A 20514-nucleotide genomic window follows, 5' to 3' on the forward strand; every position below is an offset into this window, starting at 1 on the left:
CACCGGCCTCGGGCGCCCGAGGCCGGTGGCCGGTCAGGGTGACGCGCTCCAGATCAGCAGCAGGTAGGAGCCGAAGTAGGCGGAGATGGCGGTCATGGTGACCAGCACGACCGCGATCCGTGGCCCGGTGGTCCCGGCCAGCGACCGTGCCACCGGCAGGAGGAGGGCGAACGCCGGCAGCAGGAACCGGGCCTTGGAGTAGAAGTAGCCGGACGAGCCGAGCGTGGTCAACAGCAACAGGCCGCTGAACATCAGCAGCGGCCACGGCTGCCGGTCGAGGCAGCTCAGCACGAACAGGGCGATGGACACCAGCGCCACCGCCGCCACCACGTACCACTGCAGGGACGAGGGCTCGTCGAGCGCCTTGCCCAGCGCCTCTACCGAGGCCGCGCCGGCGTCGAAGGTGGAACCCCAGCCGGCGGACTGGATGTGGAACCAGCCGTCGGGCCGGCCGGTGCGCCAGCCCACCCAGGCCAGGTATCCCACCCACCCCAGCGGGGCCAGCACGAGGGCGACCGCCGCCCGCCAACCGCCGTACCGGCGGAGCAGGGCGACCAGCGCGGCGAGCATCACCACGGGAATCAGCGCGGAGGCGGTCGGCCGGGTCAGGCCGGCGAGCAGGCACAGCACGCCGGCGGTCAGCCAGCGTCGGGTCAGCACGGCGTACAGCGACCAGGCGGCGAGGGCGGTGAAGAGCGACTCCGTGTACGCCATCGACTGGACCATCGCGTGCGGCAGCAGGCCCCACACCACCGCGAGCAGGACGCCCGTGCGCCGCCCGTGCAGATGGTTGCCCACGGCGAACAGTCCCCAGGCGGCCGCCAGCGACGCGACCCAGGCGACCGCGATGGCGGTGTTCCGCATGGCCAGCGGCGACAGCGGCTCCAGCCAGGAGACCACGTACGGGTAGAGCGGGAAGAACGCCATGTCGCTCTGCAACCGCTCGCCGGAGTCGTAGCCCCGCTCGGCGATCCGGAGGTACCAGCCGGCGTCCGCCCTGATGCCGATGAGCCGGCCGAACCGGGCGTCCCTCGCGTCCGCCCACACCGCCAGGGTGACCAGTCCGACGGCCCGTACCGCGGTGTAGCCGACGAGGGCCGGCCAGGCGAGGAGCAGGGCGCTTCGCAGCCGGCGGATCATGCCACCGGGCCCGGCGCCCGCGGTGGCGTCGGCAGTCGTTGTCTCCCGATCAGGGTCGGTTCTGACGTCCATGACCATGCCTTCTCGACGACCGTCCCCCGCGTCGACCGCCGGGCGGACCGCAGCCCAGGCCCAGTGCTCCGGTGATCGAATTGCGCCCGCGGCAGACTATCAGGCGTCGCGGGCGAGGGACGGCAGCGACGCGGCGGCCCGGCGGGGCGGCCCGGACGCCGGGTGAGGGGCCCCCACCAGTCCGGATGGGGCCACCGGCGGCCGGCCCGGCCGCGCGCCTCACCGGGGGCGCTCAGGTGTCACCGACCGTGCACCTGAGTGCCGTACACTCGCCGAGGTTCCGCCCGGGCCGCCGCCACAGCGAGAGGCAGACGATGAGGTTCGACGGGGAGAGCGGCCGGACGAGCGCGCCGGACGTCAGCGTCGTCGTCGCGGTCTACAACACGATGCCCTACCTGACCACCTGCCTGACCTCGCTGGTGGAGCAGACCATCGGCCGGGACCGGCTGCAGGTGGTCGCGGTGGACGACGGCTCGACCGACGGCAGCGGCGAGGAGCTCGACCGTTTCGCGGAGCGGTATCCGGAGACCTTCACCGTGCTGCACCAGGCGAACTCGGGCGGGCCGGCCGCGCCGAGCAACCGGGCGTTGGAGCGGGCCACCGGGCGGTACGTGTTCTTCATCGGCTCCGACGACCACCTCGGGCCGGAGGCCCTGGAGCGACTCGTCACCGCAGCGGACCGGTGGGAGTCCGACGTCGTGCTCGGCCGGATGGTGGGCACCAACAAGCGGTACGTCCACCAGGCGGTCTACGCCAGCAGCGCGCCCGACGTCGACCTGTTCGACAGCGAGCTGCCCTGGTCCCTGTCGAACACCAAGCTGTTCCGTCGCGACCTCGTCGAGCGGCACCACCTGCGCTTCCGCGAGGACATGCCCATGGGCAGCGACCAGCCGTTCACGCTGGAGGCATGCTACCGCGCCCGGCGGATCTCGGTGCTCGCCGACTACGACTACTACTTCGCGGTGCGCCGGGAGAACGCGCAGAACATCACCTACCGCAGCCGCCACGAGGAGCGGCTGCGCTGCGCGGAGGAGATCGTCGACTTCGTCGCCGGCCTGATCGAACCCGGTCAGCGGCGCGACGCGGTGCTGGTGCGGCACTTCACCTGGGAGGTCGCGAAGCTGCTCCGCAAGGACTTCCTCGACCTGCCGGAGGACGCCCAGCAACAGGTGCACACGCGGATCCGCAAGCTGGCCGACCAGTACCTCACCGACGGCATCCGGGACCGGCTGCCGGCCGACGTCCGGCTGCGGCTGGCCATCGCCCAGCACGGCGACCTCCCCCAGCTGCTCGACCTGGTCCGACAGCAGGCCGGCGGCGAACTGCCCCCCGTGACGGTCGAGGACGGCCGGTGGTACGCGGGATACGTCGGCTTCCGCGATCCGCGGCTGCCGCTGCCGGACGACCTCTACGACGTCACGGACCGCGCCGGCGAGATCATGGCGCGGCTCACCGCGACGGACCTCACCTGGCGGCACGACCCCGCCGGAAACCGGGTGCTGACCGTCACCGCCCGGCCCCCGTGGACGGGCCCCGGCACGGAGGCGTGCGGGCCGCTCCGCATCGGTGTGGGAGAGCTGACCGTCGACGGTGTGGTCTCGGGCGGCCGGGACGGTACCGTCGTGCGGGCGGACCTTCCGGCCGACGAACTGGTGCGGGCCGTGGCCAGCGGGCGTCAGGTGGTGCGGGCCAGGGCCGAGGGCAGCGGTTCCCGCCCGGTTCCCGTCCGCGCCGAGCGTCGGCTGTCCGCGCCGCGCGTCGTCGTCCGGCAGGGGGTCCGGTTGCATCTCGTCACGCCCACCGTCAACCACAAGGGCCAGGTGATCGTCGCGGTCACTCCGGTGACTCCGCGTCGGCTCATCGCCCGTCTGCGCCGTATCTGGCCCTCAGGAGGAAAGTAGTTCCATGAACATCTGCGTCGTCGCGCTGGGGAAGATCGGTCTGCCGCTCGCCGTGCAGTTCGCCACGAAGGGCCACCGGGTGATCGGTGCCGACGTCTCCGAGCGGGTCGTCGGGCTGGTCAACGACGGGGCGGTGCCCTTCCCCGGTGAGACCGACCTCGACGTCAAACTCAAGGAGACGGTGGCCGCCGGGCTGCTGAGCGCCACCACCGACACCGCCGCCGCGGTCGCCGAGTCCGAGGCGGTCGTGGTGGTCGTGCCGCTCTTCGTGGACGCGGAGGGCGTGCCGGACTTCGGCTGGATGGACGACGCGACCCGCGCCATCGCCGCCGGGCTGAAGCCGGGCACCCTGGTCAGCTACGAGACCACCCTGCCGGTCGGCACCACCCGCAACCGCTGGGCGCCGATGTTGGAGGAGGGCTCGGGGCTGACCGCGGGCAAGGACTTCCACCTCGTCTTCAGCCCCGAGCGGGTGCTCACCGGCCGGGTCTTCGCCGACCTGCGCCGCTACCCGAAGCTGGTCGGCGGCATCGACGAGGCGTCGGCGGCGCACGGCGTCCGCTTCTACGAGGCGGTGCTGGACTTCGACGAGCGGCCCGACCTCGACCTCCCCAACGGCGTCTGGGACCTCGGCTCCGCAGAGGCGTCCGAGCTGGCCAAGCTGGCCGAGACCACCTACCGGGACGTCAACATCGGGCTGGCCAACCAGTTCGCCCGGTTCGCCGACACCGTCGGCGTGGACGTCACCAAGGTCATCGCGGCCTGCAACACCCAGCCGTACAGCCACATCCACCAGCCGGGCATCGCGGTCGGCGGGCACTGCATCCCGATCTACCCCCGGATGTACCTGTGGAACGACCCGGCGGCCACCGTCGTCCGCTCGGCCCGTGAGGCCAACGCGGCGATGCCCGAGTACGCGGTCGACCTGCTCGCCGCCGCGTACGGCGACCTGACCGACGTGGGGGTGCTGGTGCTGGGCGCCGCCTACCGGGGCGGGGTCAAGGAGACCGCCTTCTCCGGTGTCTTCCCGACCGTGGACGCGCTGCGGCGGCGCGGTGCCCGGCCGTACGTCTCGGATCCGATGTACACCGACGAGGAACTCGCCGCGCACGGCCTGCCGCCGTACGCCGGTGAGCCGCTCGGCGCGGCCGTGGTGCAGGCGGACCACGCGGAGTACCGCACCCTCAGCCCGTCCGACCTGCCCGGCGTGACCGTCCTGGTGGACGGCCGCCGGGTCACCGACCCGGCCCGCTGGGCCGGCGTGCGGCGGGTCGTCATCGGCGGTTGACCGCCGTCGCGCGTCACGGGGCCCCGGCCGGGAACGGTCGGGGCCCCGTCGCGTCGTGGCCGGGCGCGGCCCGCCGGTGGGCCACGCGACACCCCGGCAATACTCGAAGGACATGCCACGTTAAGGTCGCACCTGCCCGGATTCGCCGGTGATCGATAGGGGAGTGTCTTTGTTCAGCAAACTGCGCAGGCAGCCGGATGCCGGCCTCATCGGCGCGCTACTGCTGTCGTACGCCGTGATGGTGCTGGCCGGGGCCCTCGGCTGGGTGATCCCCTTCGCGGTCGCCGGCCTGGCCGCCGCTGCCGGTGAACTCACCCTGCTGCGCCGGCCGGGCGGCGAGGCGCTGCTGGCGAAGGCCGGGATCGGACAGCTCCACCGGCACCTGGCCCGGGACCTGTCGGTCGTCCTGCTGATCGTGACGACGGTCCGCCCCGGCCCGACGGGGCTGGTCCTGGTCCTGCTGCTGCCCGCGGCGCTGCTGGCGCTCGGCCTCGGCACGGGGGTGCTGACGCGGCTCGGCGGGCGTGGCGCCACCGTCGCCTTCGTCCGCAACATCGACCTCGGGCGGTCCTCCGGGGCGCCCAGGCCGCCGGCCTGGGCCGTCGCGGTCGAGGGGGACCGGCTGCCGCTGCTCAACCTGCTGCTGGTGCCGGCGGCCGTGGTCGCGGTGCTGGTCGACGAGGTGACGCCGGTGGTGCTCACCGCGGCGGCCACGCTGGTGGCGGGGGCGCTGGTCGCCGCCGTGCTCGCGCTGGCCTGGCTGCGCGGGCGCGGCCGGGCGACCTCGGCGCTGCCGGTGGCGCAGAACTGGCTCGTCCGGGAGCAGCCGGATCTGGCGCTCTACTTCGCCGGCCCGGTCAAGGACGTCTACCAGGCCAACATGTGGCTCGCCCCGGTCGAGGCGACGGGCCGCCGGGCGGTGGTGCTGATGCGCCAGGAGGAGGCGTTCCGGGCGCTCGCCGACACCCGCCTGCCGGTGATCTGCGTACCCGCCGGCACCGACTTCATGAACCTCGAACTGGGCAGCCTCCGGGCCGCCCTCTACGTGGCGAACGTGGGCGCCAACATCCACCTGCTGCGCGAGCCGGGCGTGAAGCACGTCTTCGTCGGCCACGGCGACAGCGACAAGCAGGCCAGCGTCAACCCGTACAGCAAGGTCTACGACGAGGTCTGGGTGGCCGGTCCGGCCGGGCGGGAGCGGTACGCCCTGAGCGGGGTCGGCGTGCTCGACCGCGACATCGTCGAGATCGGCCGGCCGCAGCTGGCCGGCGTGCAGACCTTCGGCTCGGCGGCCGCCGGCCGGCCGTTCACGGTGCTGTACGCCCCGACCTGGGAGGGGTGGCTGGAGGAGGAGGTCTACCACACCTCCGTGGTGCTGATGGGCGAGCGGATCGTCGCCGGCCTGCTGGCCACCCCCGGGGTGCGGGTGATCTACAAGCCGCACCCGCTCACCGGCAGCCGGTCGGCCAAGGCGCGGTCGACCAACGAACGGATCGTCCGGCTGATCCGCGCCGCCGGCGGGCAGACCGACGCGACCTCGCTGGCCGGCGACGCGCACCTCGTGGTCACCGGCCGGACGCCGGGCCTGTTCGACTGCTTCAACCAGACCGACCTGCTGGTCAGCGACATCTCCAGCGTGGTCTCGGACTTCATGCAGAGCCAGCGGCCGTACGTCGTGGCGAACCCGGCCGGGCTGCCCGAGGACGAGTTCCGCCGCCGGTACCCGACGGCGCGGGCCGCGTACCTGCTCGGTGCGGACTGCGGCGAGCTGGCGAAGATCGTCGCGGTGGCCCGCGCCGGTGACGACCCCATGACCGAGGCGCGGCGGGAGCTGAAGACGTACCTGCTGGGTCCGGACGAGCCGAACCCGATGGACCGGTTCCGGGCGGAGGTCGACCGGCTCTGCGGCTGACGCGTCGACGCGGGGGCGGTGTCCGGGCGGTGCCGGTCGCCGCCCCCGCGTCCGTTCAGCCGCGCTGCGGCGGGTTGTCCACGTCGCGCGAGACCACCTCGCCGCGCTCGTCTACCCAGCCCTTCGGGCGCGCCGGATTGCCGGCGACGAGCTGGTACGGCGCCACGTCCCGGGTCACCACGGACCCGGCCGCGATCATCGCGTACTCGCCGACCTCGATGCCGCAGACGAGGGTGGCGTTGGCGCCGATCGAGGCGCCCCGGCGGACGAGGGTCGGGGTGATCGTCCAGTCCGGATTCTGCGCCCGGGGCCGGAAGTCGTTGGTGAAGACCGCGCACGGGCCGACGAAGACCTCGTCCTCGATGGTGACGCCCTGGTAGACCGAGACGTTGTTCTGGATCTTGACCAGGTCGCCGACCGTCACGCCGGCGTCGACGTACACGTTGCGGCCGATGACGCAGCCAGCGCCGATCTGCGCCGAGGACCGGACGTGGGCCAGGTGCCAGACCTTGGTGCCGTCGCCGACGCGGGCGCCCTCCTCGACGTCGGCCGTCGGGTGGACGAAGACCGAGGGGGGCGTGGAACTGCTGTCAGTCATGTGTCAACTCGTTCGGTTCGGGGCGCGTGCCGGGCGCCGTCGGTGCCGCGCCTCGGCGGCCACGCAGCCGGCCCCCGCCGCGCGGTGCGGATCCGCCGTACCGCCCGGTGCGCGCAGCACGGCCGGGGCGGGACGGGCTCGGCGTAGCATAGCCAGCCGTCAGGCGAGCAGTGCCGCCACCGCGTCGGCGGCCGGCAGGTCCGCCGGCAGCGCGTCGGCGGCCACCACGGCCGGCACCGGCAGCGGTCCGTACAGGTGCGGGAAGAGCGCGCCGTCGCGCGACGGTTCCCAGCGCAGCGTGTCGCCCAACCGGTCGGGGTCCACCGTCAGCATGGTCAGCCCCGTGGCGCCGGCGAAGTACCGCCGGGCCGTCCCGACCACCTGGTCGGCGCCGGAGAGGTGGATGAACCCGGACTGCCGGTCCATCGCCGTACCGTCGAAGTGGCCGGCGGCCAGCGCGTCGTCCCACTCGATGGTGGTCAGCAGCTTGTAGATCACCCCGGCAGCCTACGCGCGGCCGGCCCGGCCGACGGCCGTCCCGGTTTCCCCGTACCGCCCCGGCGCCCGCCGCCGGCCGGCATGCTCTGGGCAGCGGGTCGCGGAGGGATGGCGATGGAGAACTACGACGAGGACTGGACCGACAGCCAGCGGGCGCTCTACGACGAGTGCCACCGGGCGGGCGGCGAGTGGGCCGACGACCCGGACACGCCGGCCGAGGACGTGCAGCACGTGATCAACCTCGGCCAGGCGGACGACGACACCCTCCCGGACGCCGAGATCGACTATCCGCCCCTGGTCGACGCGGTCACCCAGGCCACCGGCGAGCTCGTCACCAGCGTGCCCGCCAGCCACCGCGACCCCGGCTTCCGGGGCTTCGTCGACGGGGTCCGCGACGCCACGGCGGACGAGGTCTTCGGCCTCTGACCTGCCGGCCGACCCGCCGCCGGCGGCCGGTGCCGACCCGCCGCCGGCACCCGGCGCCGGACCGCCGGCGCGGCCGGGGACCGGTCGGTGCGGTACCGGCCCTCCCGTAGCGGGCGTGCTTCTGCCACCATTCGGGTCGACAGACCGACGAATGGGGGCCCCGGGTGCGCATCCTGCTGGTCGAGGACGACCGCCGGGTGGCCGCCGCGCTCTCCTCCGCCCTCACCCGCCGGGGGTACGAGGTGGAGCACGCCGCGACCGTCGCCGCTGCCCTCTCCGCCGCCCCCTGCGACCTGGTGCTGCTGGATCTGACCCTGCCCGACGGGGACGGCACCGACCTGTGCCGGGAGCTGCGGCGGCGCAGCAGCCAGCTCGGCATCATCGCGGTGACCGCCCGGGGCGAGGAACGGGACCGGGTGCTCGGCCTGCGGCTGGGCGCCGACGACTACGTGGTCAAGCCCTTCTCCATGACCGAGCTCCAGGCGCGCATCGAGGCGGTGCTGCGCCGCGCGGCGCATGCCGTGCCGGAGCGCAACCTGATCGAGGTGGGGCCCGTACGCGTCGACGTGTCCGCCCGGACGGTCACCGTCGCGGGCCGGTCGGTGGCGCTGACCCGCAAGGAGTTCGACGTCCTGCTCTCCCTGGCCCGGCAGCCCGGCGTGGCGGTGGCCCGGGAGCGGATCCTGCTCGACGCCTGGGGCACCACCTGGGGCGACGGCCACACGGTCGAGGTGCACGTCGGGTCGCTGCGCGGCAAGCTGGGCGACCCCGGCCTGGTGGAGACCGTGCGCGGGGTCGGCTACCGGCTGCGCGGCGAGTGAGGGGACCCCCGTGCGACGTCGGTTGGTGATCAGCTACCTGCTGCTGATGGTGCTGGTGCTGATCGCGCTGGAGACCCCGCTGGCGGCCACCCTGGCCACCCGGGAGACCGACCGGGTACGCGCCGACCGGCTCGCCGACGCCACCCGGTTCGCCTCGCTGGCCGGCCCGGCGCTGCGGGGCGGCACGCCCGGCCCGCTCGACAACGAGCTGCGCAGCTACGACGCCCTGTACGGCATCGGCGCGGCGGTGGTCGACCGGGACCGCCGGACGGTGGCGGCCTCGGAGAGCTGGCAGCCGGCCTCCGCTTCCCGCGAGGCGCTGGACACCGCGCTCTCCGGCCAGCAGGCCAGCGGGCCGGACGCGGTCTGGCCCTGGGTCGACGGGCCGATCGTGGTGGCGGTGCCGATCAACGACGGCGGTGAGGTGCTCGGGGCGGTGGTCATCGCCACCCCGGCCGATGCGGTCCGGCGGGCCGTCACCGTCTGGTGGCTGGCGCTGGCCGGCACGGGGCTGCTCGCCGTGCTGGCCTGCGTGCTGACCGCGTTCGGGCTGGCCGGTTGGGTGCTGCGCCCGGTCACCGAGCTGGACGCGGTCACCCACGAGATCGCCGAGGGCGACCGCGGCGCGCGGGTCCAGCACCGGCTCGGCCCGCCGGAGCTGCGCCGCCTGGCGACCAGCTTCAACCACATGGCCGACGTCGTCTCCGACGTGATGGACCGGCAGCGGGCGTTCGTCGCGCACGCCAGCCACCAGCTGCGCAACCCGCTGACCGCGCTGCGGCTGCGGGTGGAGGAGCTGGGGCCGAGCCTGACCGACGCGGACGGCCGCGCCGAGCACCAACTGGCCCTGGAGGAGACCGACCGGCTGGCCCTCGTGCTGGACGCGCTGCTGACCCTGGCCCGCGCCGAACGGCGGGAGAACCAACGGGTCACCGTCGACGCGGCGGCCGTCGCCGCGTCCCGGGTCGCCGCCTGGGAGCCGCTCGCCCGGCACCGCCGCATCGCCCTGAGGCTGGTGGTCGAGGACGCCCCGGCGTACGCGCGGACCGTGCCGACCGCCATCGACCAGGCCCTGGACGCGCTGATCGACAACGCGGTCAAGTTCAGCGACGCCGGTGGGGAGGTGACGGTGACCGTCCGGCACCACGACGACGGCACCGCGCTGGAGGTCCGGGACACCGGCCCGGGCATGACGGCGAGCCAGCTCGACCAGGCGACCGAGCGGTTCTGGCGGGCCCCCGAGGTGCAGAACGTCGACGGGGCCGGGCTCGGCCTCACCATCGTCGCCGTGCTGGTCGACGCCTCGGACGGGCGGCTCACCATGCGCGGGGCCGAGCCGCGCGGCCTGGCCGCGGGCCTCTGGTTCCCCGCGCCCGGCGACGCCGTTCCCGGCGCGCCGGGCCGCGACGACGCTCCCGCGTCGTCCCGCGCCACGGGGCGGCTCGACAGCGGCGTCGGGGTGTAGCGGCGGCGGGTCAGGGCTTGGCGGCGCGGTACCAGTCGGCGGCGCCGGGGTGCAGCGGCAGCGGGGCGGTGGCGATGGCCGAGCGGGGGCTCATCCGACCGGCGGCCGGGTGCGCGGCGGCCAGCTCCTGGCGGCGTTCCATCAGCAGCCGGGTCACCTCCCGGATCAGCGGCGTCGGCAGGTCGGCCCGGACGATCAGGAAGTTCGGGTTGGCCACCGTGGTCACCGGGTCCGTGCCGTACACCGAGCGGGGGATGTCGCGGGAGACGTAGACCTCCGGGTTGCTCTCGCGCAGCGGCCCGGTCCACTCGCCGAGGTCGACGATCCGGGTCGCGCTGTCGTCCGTGAGCTGCTCCACCGCCCGGACCGGCAGCCCGCCGGAGAAGAAGAACGCGTCGATCGTGCCGGCCCGCAGCGCCGCGACCGAGTCGTCGAGGCCGAGCCGCTCCTGGCGTACCCGGTCGCCGCCCAGGCGCGCCACCTCCAGCAGCCGGATGGCGGTGATCTCGGTGCCGGACCCGGGCGCGCCCACGGACACCCGCCGCCCGCGCAGGTCGGCCAGCGTGCGGACGGGACCGCCGGCGGTGGTGACCAGGTGCAGCAGGTCGTCGTAGACCCGGGCGACCGCGACCACGGACGGGTGCGCCGCCGGCGCCGCCGGCAGCACGTCGGCCTGGGTGAAACCCAGCTCGGCCTCGCCGGCGCCGACCAGCCGGACGTTCTCCGCCGAGGCGGCCGTCACCACCACGCTGGCCCGGACGTCCGGCAGCTCCCGGTTGAGCACGGCGGCCAGCGACTGCCCGAAGGCGTGGTAGACCGCCGTCGGGCTGCCGGTCGCGATCCGGATCCGCACCGGCGGGTCCGGAGCGTCCTGGCAGCCGGCCACGCCGGGCAACGCCACCACCAGCAGCAGCGCCAGCAGCGCCGACGGGCGGACCGGACGCGGGCGGACACGGCGGAACCGGGTACGACTCACGGGCTGCACTCTGCGCCGTGCGGGCCGTCGCCGCAACCCGCCACCCACCCGCCGGACTAGGGCCCCGGCGGCGGGTCGACGACGATGGTCAGTTCGCTGCGGTACGCGACCGGGGCCGGAGCGCCGCCCTCGGTCGGCTCGCCGGCGCCCCGCCGGACGCCGACCGCCCGTTCATCCGCCGATCATGACCGATCGGGCACGTGGGCGGGCCCCAGGGCGGTGCTGTGCAGGATCCGCTGGCGGTCCGGGCCGTCGGCGACGCAGACCAGGTAACAGCCGGTGCCGGGGCGCAGCAGCGCCGGGACGTCCAGCAGGGCGGCCCCGCGCACCAGGATGGCGGCCAGTTCCCGGTCGGTGATCCGGACGCCGAGGATGTGCCGGCGCACGTGCCGCCCACCGGCGAGCAGGGCGGCCCGCCAGGCCGCCGCGGCCAGCCGGGGCCGCCACGCCCGCCGTACGGTCGACGCGCCCGGGACCGGCCCGCCCAGCAGCTCGCGCCGGCCCTGCCGCCAGCCGGCCTCCAGCGTCCTGGCGTACGCCGGCCGGTGCTGGGGCGGCACGGAGAGCCGGTGCAGCTCGTAGCGGCGGCGCAGCCCGCCGACGGTCACCTCGTGCTCGATCGGGACGTCCAGCCGGCCGAGCAGCTGCCGCATCCGGTGCGCCGCCTCCTCCCGGTTGAACTCCACCGACGGGGGGCGGTGCTCCGGCACCGAGCGGCGGGGGCCGACGACGGCCGGCGGGGGCGTGCAGCGCAGCAGGCAGGCGGCCTCGAACGCGTCGGCCAGGGTGGACCAGTCCAGCGGCGGCGGGGTCGAGGGCAGGCGCGGCCGGTCGAGCAGGATCTGTTCGGGAGCCAACTCAGGCACTCCTTGTCGGCGTCGGGGGTCCCTCTACCGTGGCCCGTCGACGCCGCCGGGGAAACCGATCGGCCCCAGCCTTGAGGAAATCTTGCGGCAGTCCTACAGCTCCGTGACGACCACGTCGACCTGGCGTGGCCGGCCCGTTGCGACGGCCTGCTCCAGCACCGGGTACTTCAGGTCGCGCAGCGCGGTCAGCAGCCCGTCGACGCTGCGCGGCCGGGCGCCCGCCGTCAGCAGGTCACGCACCAGCCGGCCCTTGGTCGCCTTGTTGAAGTGGCTCACCACCGACCGGACGGGCACGCCGTCGACCTCCCGTTCGTGCAGCACCCGGACCGTCACCGTGCGGTCGGCCACCTCGCCGCGGGGCACCCAGGTGGCCGCGTACGCGCCGGAGCGCAGGTCGAGCACCGGCCCGTCGCCGGCCGCCGCGGCCATCGCCGGGGCGAGCGCCCGCCGCCAGTACGCCGACAGCGCGCCGATCCCCGGCAGCCGCGCCCCGATCGGGCAGCGGTAGGGCGGGATCCGGTCGGTGAGGCGTACCGCGCCCCAGAGCCCCGAGCTGATCAGCACCGACCGGCGGGCGGCCCGCTGCGCGGTCGCCGGCAGCGTGGCGAGGTCGAGCGCCTCGTAGAGCACCCCGGTGTAGACGCTGTCGGCGGGCGCGGTGGCCGCCGCCCGCAGCCGGGCGTTGCGGCGCAGCTCGCCGCGCTGGCCCTCGCTGAGCCCCAGCGCCGCGCGGGCCGCCTCCTCGTCGCCGTCGGCGCTGAGCGCGACCAGCGCCGTCAGCACCTCCTCCCGGGCCCCGGTCAGCTCCGGCAGGGAAAGCCGGGCGAGATCCAGCCGCCGGCCGGTGCCGGCGTCGGCCTTCCCCTCGGAGGGCGGCAGCAGGATGAGCATCGGTGGACTCCTCGGCTCGGCGCGGCGTCCGCGCGCCGGTCCGGCCAGCGTACGGGCCGCTCCTACCGCCACGGCCGCACCGGCGTCTCCGGGTGGTACACGCGATACCCGGCGACCTCGGCGACCAGCGCGGCGTCGGCCCGGTCGCCCAGCAGCCGGCGCAGCCGCCGCTCCGCCGCCGAGCCGGCCGCCAGCACGTACCCGGGCCGGTCGGCCCGCCCCACCTGCCGCCAGTACGCCGGGTAGCGGTTCTGCCCGGGGGTCAGGTCGCCGTCGAGCACCGCGCACACCACCGCCTCGGCCGTGTTGAAGATCAGCCGGTTGCAGGTCCAGTAGTCCCCGTACACCTCGCGGGGGCCGCCCGCGCGCAGCCTGTCGGCCAGCTCGCGGGCCTGCCGCTCCTCGACCCGGGACGCCTCGGTGCCGGTGGCGGCGAACAGCACGGTGACCACCAGCGTGGTCGCGGTCAGCGCGGCGAGCACGGCGGTGGCCAGCGCGCCGGCCAGCCGGCCGAGCGCGCCGACCGTGCCCCGCCAGCAGGCGAGCGCCGCCACCCAGAGCGGCCAGAGCACCGCCGGCAGGGAGAGCTGGAGCACCGACAGGTAGCGGGCGTTGTCCAGCGGGCTGGTGGCGGCGAGCGGGCTGCGCACGTACGACAGCAGGGTCAGCGCCGCGCCGACGACCAGCGCGAGGTGCACCACCGGGCCGACCCGCTCGCCGCGCGGGGCGCCCGCGGCCCTGCGGTACGCGAGGACGGCGAGCGCGGCGGCGACCGCCAGCAGCACCGGGTAGAGCAGCCCGAACCAGCCCTGCCAGCGGGCGCAGCCGTCCACCGGGCAGAGGCCGGCGGCGAGCGGCACCCCCTCCAGCAGCCCGCCGTCCAGCCGCCGTGACCACGGCGGCGTCGGCCCGGCCTTGGTGCTGATCTCGCGGAACACCGACAGCGAGTCCTCGCCGGGCGGGGCGAGGAGGTTGTCCCGGATCATCGGCGCGATCCCGACGGCGAATCCGGCCAGCAGCAGCACCCCGGCCGCGCCGAGCAGCTCCCGGCGGGCCGCCCAGAGCAGCGCCAGCGCGGCCACCGCCAGGTAGGGCAGGATCAGCCAGTCCGACCACGCGGCCACCCCGGCGAGCAGGCCGAAGAGGCCGACGGCCAGCCGGCGGCGCCGCACCGTCCGCCGCGCCAGGCCCACCGCGATCAGCAGCATCAGCAGCACCGCGACCTTGACCTCCGGACGGCCGCCGACCACGGTCAGCTGGTCCCGGACGACCCGCTCCCCGCCGAGGGCCAGCAGGCCGACGACGAACGCGGCGAACCACGGCGAGCAGATCCGTCGGGTCAGCCGGTGGATCAGCCAGAGGAAGAGGGCGTAGAGCAGCAGCAGCGGCAGGCGCAGCAGCGGCCAGCCCGGGCCGGCCACCGCGACCAGCGGCGCGGCCAGGTACGACTCCAGCACCCCCATGTAGCGCTGCCCGTAGAGGAAGACCGGCAGCTCGCGGCCCTGGGCGATGTGCAGCGCGGCCAGCCCGAACGTCGCCTCGTCGCTGTTGGAGACGGGCACCGTGTGCAGGGTCAGGACCAGCCGGTAGCCGACCCCGGCGAGCCCGAACAGCAGCGCGACGAGCGCCGGCCGGTCGAGCTGCGGGCGCCACCGCCCACGCTTGCGCACTGGTTGCGACACGACCAACGCCCCCGTCGTCGTCCCGACCGGAGTGTTTCACGCCGCCGGGGCCGGGCGGGGCGGATCGGCGCAGCGCGGACGACCTGCGGGACCACGGCGGGCGTGGCGCGGAGCTTCCCGGCGGTCCGGAAGATCGCCTCGCGTGGCCGAGGTGGCCGGGTTGTGGCAGGGTTGCTGGCGTGCCACCCACTCCCGCCGGCCAGTTGGCCGTACCGAACCTGCACCGGGCCGCGCGGATCGAGGACGCCGTGCATTCGCTGGTCGCGCGCCGGCTGCGGCGCACCGGCTGGCGGACGAACGTCATCGCGTACACCGGCTACGGCGCGCCCGGCTGGGTGCGGGTGATGTGCCGGGTGCTGCTGGGCCGGCCGGACACCCGCCAGCGGGGCCGGCTGGAGAAGGTGCGCGGCTGGCGCAGCTTCACCACGCTGCCGGCGAAGCACGTCACGGTGACCATCGAGGCCGGCGGGGCGCGGCACGAGGCGCGGGCCGACCGCAGCGGGTTCGTCGACGCCGTGGTCGAGGCGGACCTGCCGCCCGGCTGGGGCTCGGTGCGGATCAGCCTGCCGGACGCCGAGCCGGTCGAGGCCCCGGTGCGCATCCTCGACCCGGAGGTGCGCTTCGGCATCCTCTCCGACATCGACGACACGGTCATGGTCACCGCGCTGCCCCGCCCGCTGCTCGCCGCCTGGAACACGTTCGTCCTCGACGAGCACGCGCGCAACGCCGTGCCCGGCATGGCAGTGCTCTACGAGCGGCTGGTCACCGCGCACCCGGGCGCCCCGGTCTTCTACCTCTCCACCGGCGCCTGGAACGTGGCGCCGACGCTGACCCGGTTCCTGTCCCGGCACCTCTACCCGGCCGGGCCGCTGCTGCTGACCGACTGGGGACCGACCGCCGACCGCTGGTTCCGCAGCGGGCGGGAGCACAAGCGGGTCACCCTGGCCCGGCTGGCCAGGGAGTTCCCCGACGTGAAGTGGCTGCTGGTCGGCGACGACGGGCAGCACGACCCGGAGATCTACCGCGAGTTCGCCGCCGCCCACCCGGAGAACGTGGCGGGGGTGGCGATCCGCCGGCTCTCGCCCACGCAGGCGGTGCTGGCCGGTAGCCTGCCCACCCCGGGCGGCGAGTCGTCGGCGGGGCCGGTGGGGCAGAAGTGGCTCTCCGCGCCCGACGGCGCCGGCCTGTGGAAGCTGCTGCGCGACGCCGGCCTGGTCTGATCCTCTGACGCCGACGGGGCCGGCGGCGGCTTCCGCCACCACCGGCCCCGTCGGGCTGAGCCTCTAGAAGACCCGGTTGTACGCGTTCCAACCGGTGCCGATCAGCCGGCCGCTCCCGTACGGGTGACCGTTGCTGCTGGTGTTGATGTTGTTGCCGAAGTACCAGAGGGTGCCGTCGGACTTGGTGGCGATCAGGTCGACGTACCCGTCACCGCTCACGTCGCCCGGCACGATCCGGTTGTAGCCGTTCCAGGCGGTACCGATCTGGACCGGGGTGGTGAACGGCCAGCTCGGATTGGTCGCGTAGGCGCTCTGGTAGTACCAGAGGGTGCCGTCGGACTTGGTGGCGATCATGTCGGCGTACCCGTCGCCGTTGACGTCACCGGCCATGACCCGGTTGAACAGGTTCCAGCTGGTGCCGATCTGGGCGCCGGTGCCGTAGAACGGGGCGGTGGAGTTGGTCGCCCACCGGTTGTGGTGCCAGATCAGGATGCCGTCGGCCCGCACGCTGACCATGTCGGCGTACCCGTCGCCGTTGATGTCGCCGGTCGTGGTCTTGGGCAGGTCGTCCCACCCCGCGCCGACCTGGCGACCGTAGCCGTACGGCTTGCCGGGGTTCAGGTTGACGTTGTTGCCGTAGTACCAGAGCGTGCCGTCGGGCTTGGTGGCGACGATGTCCGGGTAGGTGTCGCCGCTGAGATCCCCGGTCATCACCCGGTCGAACGCGGTCCACCCGCTGCCGATGAGGTTGCCGTAGCCGTACGGCTGGGAGAGTGCCCCGGTGTGCTGGTAGTACCAGAGCGAGCCGTCCGTCTTGGTGGCCACGATGTTGGCGTACCGGGCCGCGGGCGCCGGCGCGACGCTCCACGCCTCGTTCCAGGTCTGCACGAAGGCCAGTTCGCCAGCGAACCAGCCGCCGTGGGTGGTGGCGGCGGTCCTGTGGCTGCCGATGCGCACCCCGCCGGTGGCGTTCCAGACGGTGCTGTGGCTGGCCCGGCCGACGTTCGCCCCGTTCAGGTAGATCGTCAGCAGGTTGGACGGCTTCTGGAAGTTGACCGTCACCTGCGTCCAGACGCCCACCCGGGCGCTGTTCGCGCCGGCGCTCGCCGTGTCCCACGTCGGGGCGGCCACGTCCGTGCGGGGCATGGCGAAGCGCCACGACTTGTCGCTGGCGTCGGTGTAGAGCTTGAAGCCGGCGGTGTTGGCGCCGTTCTGGGACAGGACGGTACCGCCGAGGGCGGAGGGCTTCACCCAGGCGGAGAGGGTGAAGCTGGTGGTGGTGTTCACCGCCGGAGTCGGGGTCGTCAGGGTGCCCGTGGTGCCGTTGAAGACGGCGTCGGGGTCGAACGCGTCGCCGGTGCTCCAGGTGACGCCGGCGTTGCCGGTCGCGTGGAGGGTGCCGGCGGTGTCGCGTGCGGTGGTGACGGCGCCGGTGCCGGCGTCGTTGAGCTGCCAGACATGGTCGGCGGTGATCAGCACCCGGCTCGCCTGGCCCGTGATCGTGCCGGTGCCTGCCGCACCGGCCGTGCCCGGGGTGAGGTTGCCGACGAGCCACGCCGCGGTGGTGGCGCCGGCGCCGACGGTCCACAGGTCCGGGGTGCCGTTGCCGTCGATGTCGGCGGCTCGGAGCGCCAGGTCGGCGCCGGGGTTCCAGGTGTCGGACAGTTTGTAGGGGGTGAAGGTGAGCAGGTTGTTGCCGTCGAAGGCGAGGTTGGTCCAGAGGTGGAGTGCGCCGGTGGTGCGGTTCCACAGGAACATCGCGGTACTGCCGGTGAGTTGGGCGGTGGCGATGGTCCAGTTGTTCCAGTCGGTGCCGCCGGTGGGGGTCGTCTGGTCGATGGGTTGGGGGTTGGCGTACAGGGCGGGGGCGTAGAAGTTGGAGTAGTAGGTGAGGTGGTGACCGGTGGTGGTGTTGCCGCTGATGCCGATGAGTTCGGGGATGCCGGTTGCCGCGCCGCGGATGTCTCCGGCGTTGGCCAGTTGGCGCGGCATGACGCCGTCTTCGGCGAGGAGTTCGCCGGAGATGCTGAACTGGTTGCCGCTCTGCTGGGTCTGGATGACGGAGCCGTCGCCGTTGGCGCGTAGGACGCCGCCGTTGCCGGTGGCGGGGTAGTAGATGAGGACGTCTTGCAGGCCGGTGCCGGTGAAGTGACCGGTGATGGCCTGGGCGTCGTTGAAGTCGGCGGGGGAGTTGTCCGCGGTGACCCCGTTGCCCCGCGCGCCGATGTTGATTCCGGTCAACGCGCTCTGTTCGCTGTCGGTGGGTGCGAGCCACAGCCCAGGCGGCAAACCGTGGGTGGCACCGACGGTGACGAGGTCGGCTGCGCCGTCGCCGGTCAGGTCGGCGTCCCGAGCGGTGTCGGCCGGTGCGGAGTTGAAGGTGACGCTCTTGCTGTCGCCGATGTTGCCACCGGCGGAGACGCTGGTGACGGTGAGAGTGTTCGTGAACCGGCTCGGGGTGATGGTGATGGTGGCCGCGCCGTCGGTGGCGGAGGCGTCGACGGGTGGGCCGGCGTTGAGCTGGTAGACGTAGCCGCTGGGGTTCGTGCCGTCGGCTTTGGTGATGTTGACGGTGAAGGGCTGGCCGATGGTGGTCGAGCCGTCGGGCACCTCGGGGACGTTCGGTGCGCCGGGGCGGGTGGGGTCGAACTGGAAGGTGCAGGTGGCTGACCAGTCGCTGGGGGTGCGGAAGTCGGTGGCCTGCGCCTTCCACGAGAACTGGGTCAGTGCCCCGTTGGCGGCGGTGCGCAGCGTGGCGACCGGTACGACCAGCACCGCGGTGCTGCCGGAGGAGTAGGTCAGCAGGTCGGGGTTGGACGAGGCGAGTGCGGTCTGGCTGGCGTCGGAGGTCTTCCAGAGCTTGAAGGTGACGCCGAGGGTGCCGCCGTTGCGGTCGGAGACCGGGGCGTACAGGGAGACGGAACTGTCACCGATGGTGCTGCCGCCCGCGCAGACCGTCTTCGGGGAGGTGCTGAGCCCGGTCGGGGTGTTGGGCTTGTGGTTGTACTCGATCGTCAGCGTCGGGCTGGTCTCGAGGAACTCCTTCCAGCTCTGTACGTCGCTGGCCTCGTTGGCGGCGACCATCCACAGTGTGCGGGTGCCCTTCTTGGCGGTCACGTCGGCCCGGATCTGGCCGGTGACGTCGAAGGAGACGGCCTTCTGGTCGCAGCCGCTGTAGCCGTACGCGAAGCTCTCCGAAGCGGCCAGGGGTCCCTTGGCCTGGCCCTCCCAGTAGTTCCAGGTGGCGTTGCCGGAGGCGAGCACCGTGGCGGGGGCGTAGACGTTGACCGTCTTGGCGGTGCAGTTCCATGACCGCGTGTTCGTGATCTTGAAGAGTGCGGAGTTGATCGTCGCGCCGGTCAGGGTGGTGTGCGGGACCGGGAAGTTGATCAGCGTGTTGGAGCGCTGCACGCCGGAGTTGCCGACCTGCATCCGGTCGTAGGGGTCCGGGGTGTTCTTCCAGTAGTTGGTCGACTGGTGGTAGTAGGAGATCGTGGCCCAGCCGCCTTTGGCGGCCCCGTACGACGCCCAGTTGAAGGTCGGGTCGATGTAGACGGGGTAGACCGTCTTCGGGTCGGTGAGCAGGTTGCGATCGGGGGTGAGGTGCAGCTTCCCGGGGGCGACCTTCACGCCGATCCGGGCGGTCTTCGCGGCTCGGCCGGGCGCTGCCGGGCTGGACGTGGTCGCGCGGCGTGGGCTCGGTCCGGCTGCCCCGTTGGCGGCGGAGTCCCACATGGTGGGGGCGGGGGCGGTGAGCACGGTGGTGCCGTGGCGGTCGCGGCCGGTGATGTTGCCGGCGGCGTCGGCGGCGAGTGTGACGTTTTCGCCCGTGGTGGTCAGGTCGAGGGCGGCCAGCTGCGGGTTCGCGGCGGCCTGCCGGTTCTTGACGACGAAGACGTGGGAGAAGCCGCCCTCGGCGGTGACGGCGACGGTGAGGTCGACGCCGGGCAGGACCTCGGGGTAGGTGGCGGTGCTGCCGGACAGGGCCGGCGCGGGCAGCGCCATCGGCGCGGTGACCGCCAAGGCGCGGGTGCCGCTGGACATCCGGGCGAGAGGGCCGCTGCCGCCCGGGGACAGGCGGATCGGGTTGGTGGTGACGGCGGCGGTGATGCTGCCGTCGGGTTGGCGGACCAGCGTCGGGTCCAGGGTCTTCCACTGTCCGTCCACCCGGGTGCGGGTGGGCACGGCGGTCTGGGTCAGCTCGACCACACCGTTCGGGCGGGCGGTGAGCGTGGCAGTCGGGGTCCCGGCGGCGGTTGCCTCGACCGGCTTGCCGGTACGCCGCGCCTGCGCCACCGCCTGATCCACACCGAGTGAGGCGGGTGCCGGCTTTGCGGCGGCGCTCGGGCCGGCGGTCGCCGCAGCCGGCGAGGCGGAGGGGCCCGCGGCCGCGACGGCCAGCAGGATGCCTGCGGTGATGCCGGTGGCGGCGGTCTTCTTTGCTCTTGTTCGTGGTGATAAGCGGCTTGCGGGCATGAAGCAGTACTCCCCCGTGTGCGTGTCCGGTGGACGCGTCGGCGCGTCCGGTTGGCGGCCACAGTGAAGCAGTTCGACAGACTCGGGGAAACGTCTGTCGTCACACCGGGTTGTCCCTTTCGGACTCACTGCGATGGGTTTGATCTATGTGATCTCCGTCTATCGTGACCTTCTCGTGACCTTCGGTCGGCTCGGACGTGAAACATTGTCGTCGCGCCACGGGGGTGCGCGTCAGTTCACCCTGCGTGGCCTTCCTTGTATCTCGCAGAGGTGAGGTTCGAA

15 protein-coding genes are annotated in these 20514 nt (G+C 73.8%); 7 read left to right on the forward strand and 8 right to left on the reverse strand.

Translation table 11 applies throughout. The annotated features are described in order from the left end of the window. Positions 1-33: 33 nt before the first annotated feature. Positions 34-1212, reverse strand: coding sequence for a hypothetical protein (locus tag ACSNN9_RS08640; protein WP_436672351.1), 1179 nt, complete (start codon positions 1210-1212; stop codon positions 34-36). Between the two features lie 314 nt (positions 1213-1526). Here ACSNN9_RS08640 and ACSNN9_RS08645 point away from each other — a divergent pair, with 314 nt between their 5' ends. The 3 genes from ACSNN9_RS08645 (at position 1527) to ACSNN9_RS08655 (ending at position 6313) form a co-directional block, all read left to right on the forward strand. Then, entirely contained in the window at positions 1527-3113 is a 1587-nt protein-coding gene (locus tag ACSNN9_RS08645; RefSeq protein ID WP_436672353.1) for a glycosyltransferase family 2 protein, read from the forward strand. 4 nt (positions 3114-3117) lie between these two features. Beyond that, a complete protein-coding gene (locus ACSNN9_RS08650) occupies positions 3118-4401 on the forward strand; it encodes a nucleotide sugar dehydrogenase (RefSeq protein WP_436672354.1) in 1284 nt (427 codons plus the stop codon). 169 nt (positions 4402-4570) lie between these two features. Further along, the gene (locus tag ACSNN9_RS08655; protein WP_436672356.1) at positions 4571-6313 is read left to right on the forward strand and encodes a CDP-glycerol glycerophosphotransferase family protein; all 1743 of its coding nucleotides are present in this window, start codon (positions 4571-4573) and stop codon (positions 6311-6313) included. 55 nt (positions 6314-6368) lie between these two features. On the opposite strand, the gene ACSNN9_RS08660 is transcribed toward ACSNN9_RS08655, so the two are convergent. Together ACSNN9_RS08660 and ACSNN9_RS08665 are read right to left on the reverse strand one after the other, a co-directional pair. Next, positions 6369-6911: an acyltransferase gene (locus tag ACSNN9_RS08660; RefSeq protein WP_357871601.1), complete on the reverse strand. Its 543-nt coding sequence runs from the start codon at positions 6909-6911 to the stop codon at positions 6369-6371. Between the two features lie 159 nt (positions 6912-7070). Next, positions 7071-7409, reverse strand: coding sequence for a DUF952 domain-containing protein (locus tag ACSNN9_RS08665; protein WP_436672359.1), 339 nt, complete (start codon positions 7407-7409; stop codon positions 7071-7073). A gap of 114 nt (positions 7410-7523) precedes the next feature. Here ACSNN9_RS08665 and ACSNN9_RS08670 point away from each other — a divergent pair, with 114 nt between their 5' ends. The 3 genes from ACSNN9_RS08670 (at position 7524) to ACSNN9_RS08680 (ending at position 10121) form a co-directional block, all read left to right on the forward strand. Continuing rightward, on the forward strand, positions 7524-7835 hold the full coding sequence (locus tag ACSNN9_RS08670; protein WP_358087330.1) for a hypothetical protein: 312 nt from the start codon (positions 7524-7526) through the stop codon (positions 7833-7835). A gap of 164 nt (positions 7836-7999) precedes the next feature. Continuing rightward, complete coding sequence (locus ACSNN9_RS08675; RefSeq protein WP_436672361.1) at positions 8000-8656, forward strand: response regulator transcription factor; 657 nt, start codon at positions 8000-8002, stop codon at positions 8654-8656. 10 nt (positions 8657-8666) lie between these two features. Beyond that, positions 8667-10121: a sensor histidine kinase gene (locus tag ACSNN9_RS08680; RefSeq protein ID WP_436672362.1), complete on the forward strand. Its 1455-nt coding sequence runs from the start codon at positions 8667-8669 to the stop codon at positions 10119-10121. A gap of 10 nt (positions 10122-10131) precedes the next feature. Here ACSNN9_RS08680 and ACSNN9_RS08685 read toward each other — a convergent pair whose 3' ends face one another. The 4 genes from ACSNN9_RS08685 to ACSNN9_RS08700 form a co-directional block, all read right to left on the reverse strand. Then, positions 10132-11106, reverse strand: a complete 975-nt coding sequence (locus tag ACSNN9_RS08685; protein ID WP_436672364.1) for a TAXI family TRAP transporter solute-binding subunit — start codon at positions 11104-11106, stop codon at positions 10132-10134. Positions 11107-11279: 173 nt separating this feature from the next. Next, the gene (locus tag ACSNN9_RS08690) at positions 11280-11954 is read right to left on the reverse strand and encodes a hypothetical protein (RefSeq protein WP_436672366.1); all 675 of its coding nucleotides are present in this window, start codon (positions 11952-11954) and stop codon (positions 11280-11282) included. Positions 11955-12056: 102 nt separating this feature from the next. Continuing rightward, the gene (yaaA, locus tag ACSNN9_RS08695; protein ID WP_436672367.1) at positions 12057-12854 is read right to left on the reverse strand and encodes a peroxide stress protein YaaA; all 798 of its coding nucleotides are present in this window, start codon (positions 12852-12854) and stop codon (positions 12057-12059) included. Between the two features lie 62 nt (positions 12855-12916). Beyond that, the gene (locus tag ACSNN9_RS08700; protein ID WP_436672369.1) at positions 12917-14536 is read right to left on the reverse strand and encodes a hypothetical protein; all 1620 of its coding nucleotides are present in this window, start codon (positions 14534-14536) and stop codon (positions 12917-12919) included. A gap of 179 nt (positions 14537-14715) precedes the next feature. Here ACSNN9_RS08700 and ACSNN9_RS08705 point away from each other — a divergent pair, with 179 nt between their 5' ends. Continuing rightward, positions 14716-15756 (forward strand): App1 family protein, encoded by a 1041-nt coding sequence (locus tag ACSNN9_RS08705; RefSeq protein WP_436672371.1) that lies wholly within the window; start codon positions 14716-14718, stop codon positions 15754-15756. Positions 15757-15819: 63 nt separating this feature from the next. Here the strand turns inward: ACSNN9_RS08705 and ACSNN9_RS08710 are convergent, their stop codons facing one another. Next, positions 15820-20052: an FG-GAP-like repeat-containing protein gene (locus tag ACSNN9_RS08710; protein WP_436672372.1), complete on the reverse strand. Its 4233-nt coding sequence runs from the start codon at positions 20050-20052 to the stop codon at positions 15820-15822. Between the last annotated feature and the right edge of the window lie 462 nt (positions 20053-20514).

This window comes from Micromonospora sp. URMC 107 (genome assembly GCF_051386315.1).
Classification (GTDB): domain Bacteria; phylum Actinomycetota; class Actinomycetes; order Mycobacteriales; family Micromonosporaceae; genus Micromonospora.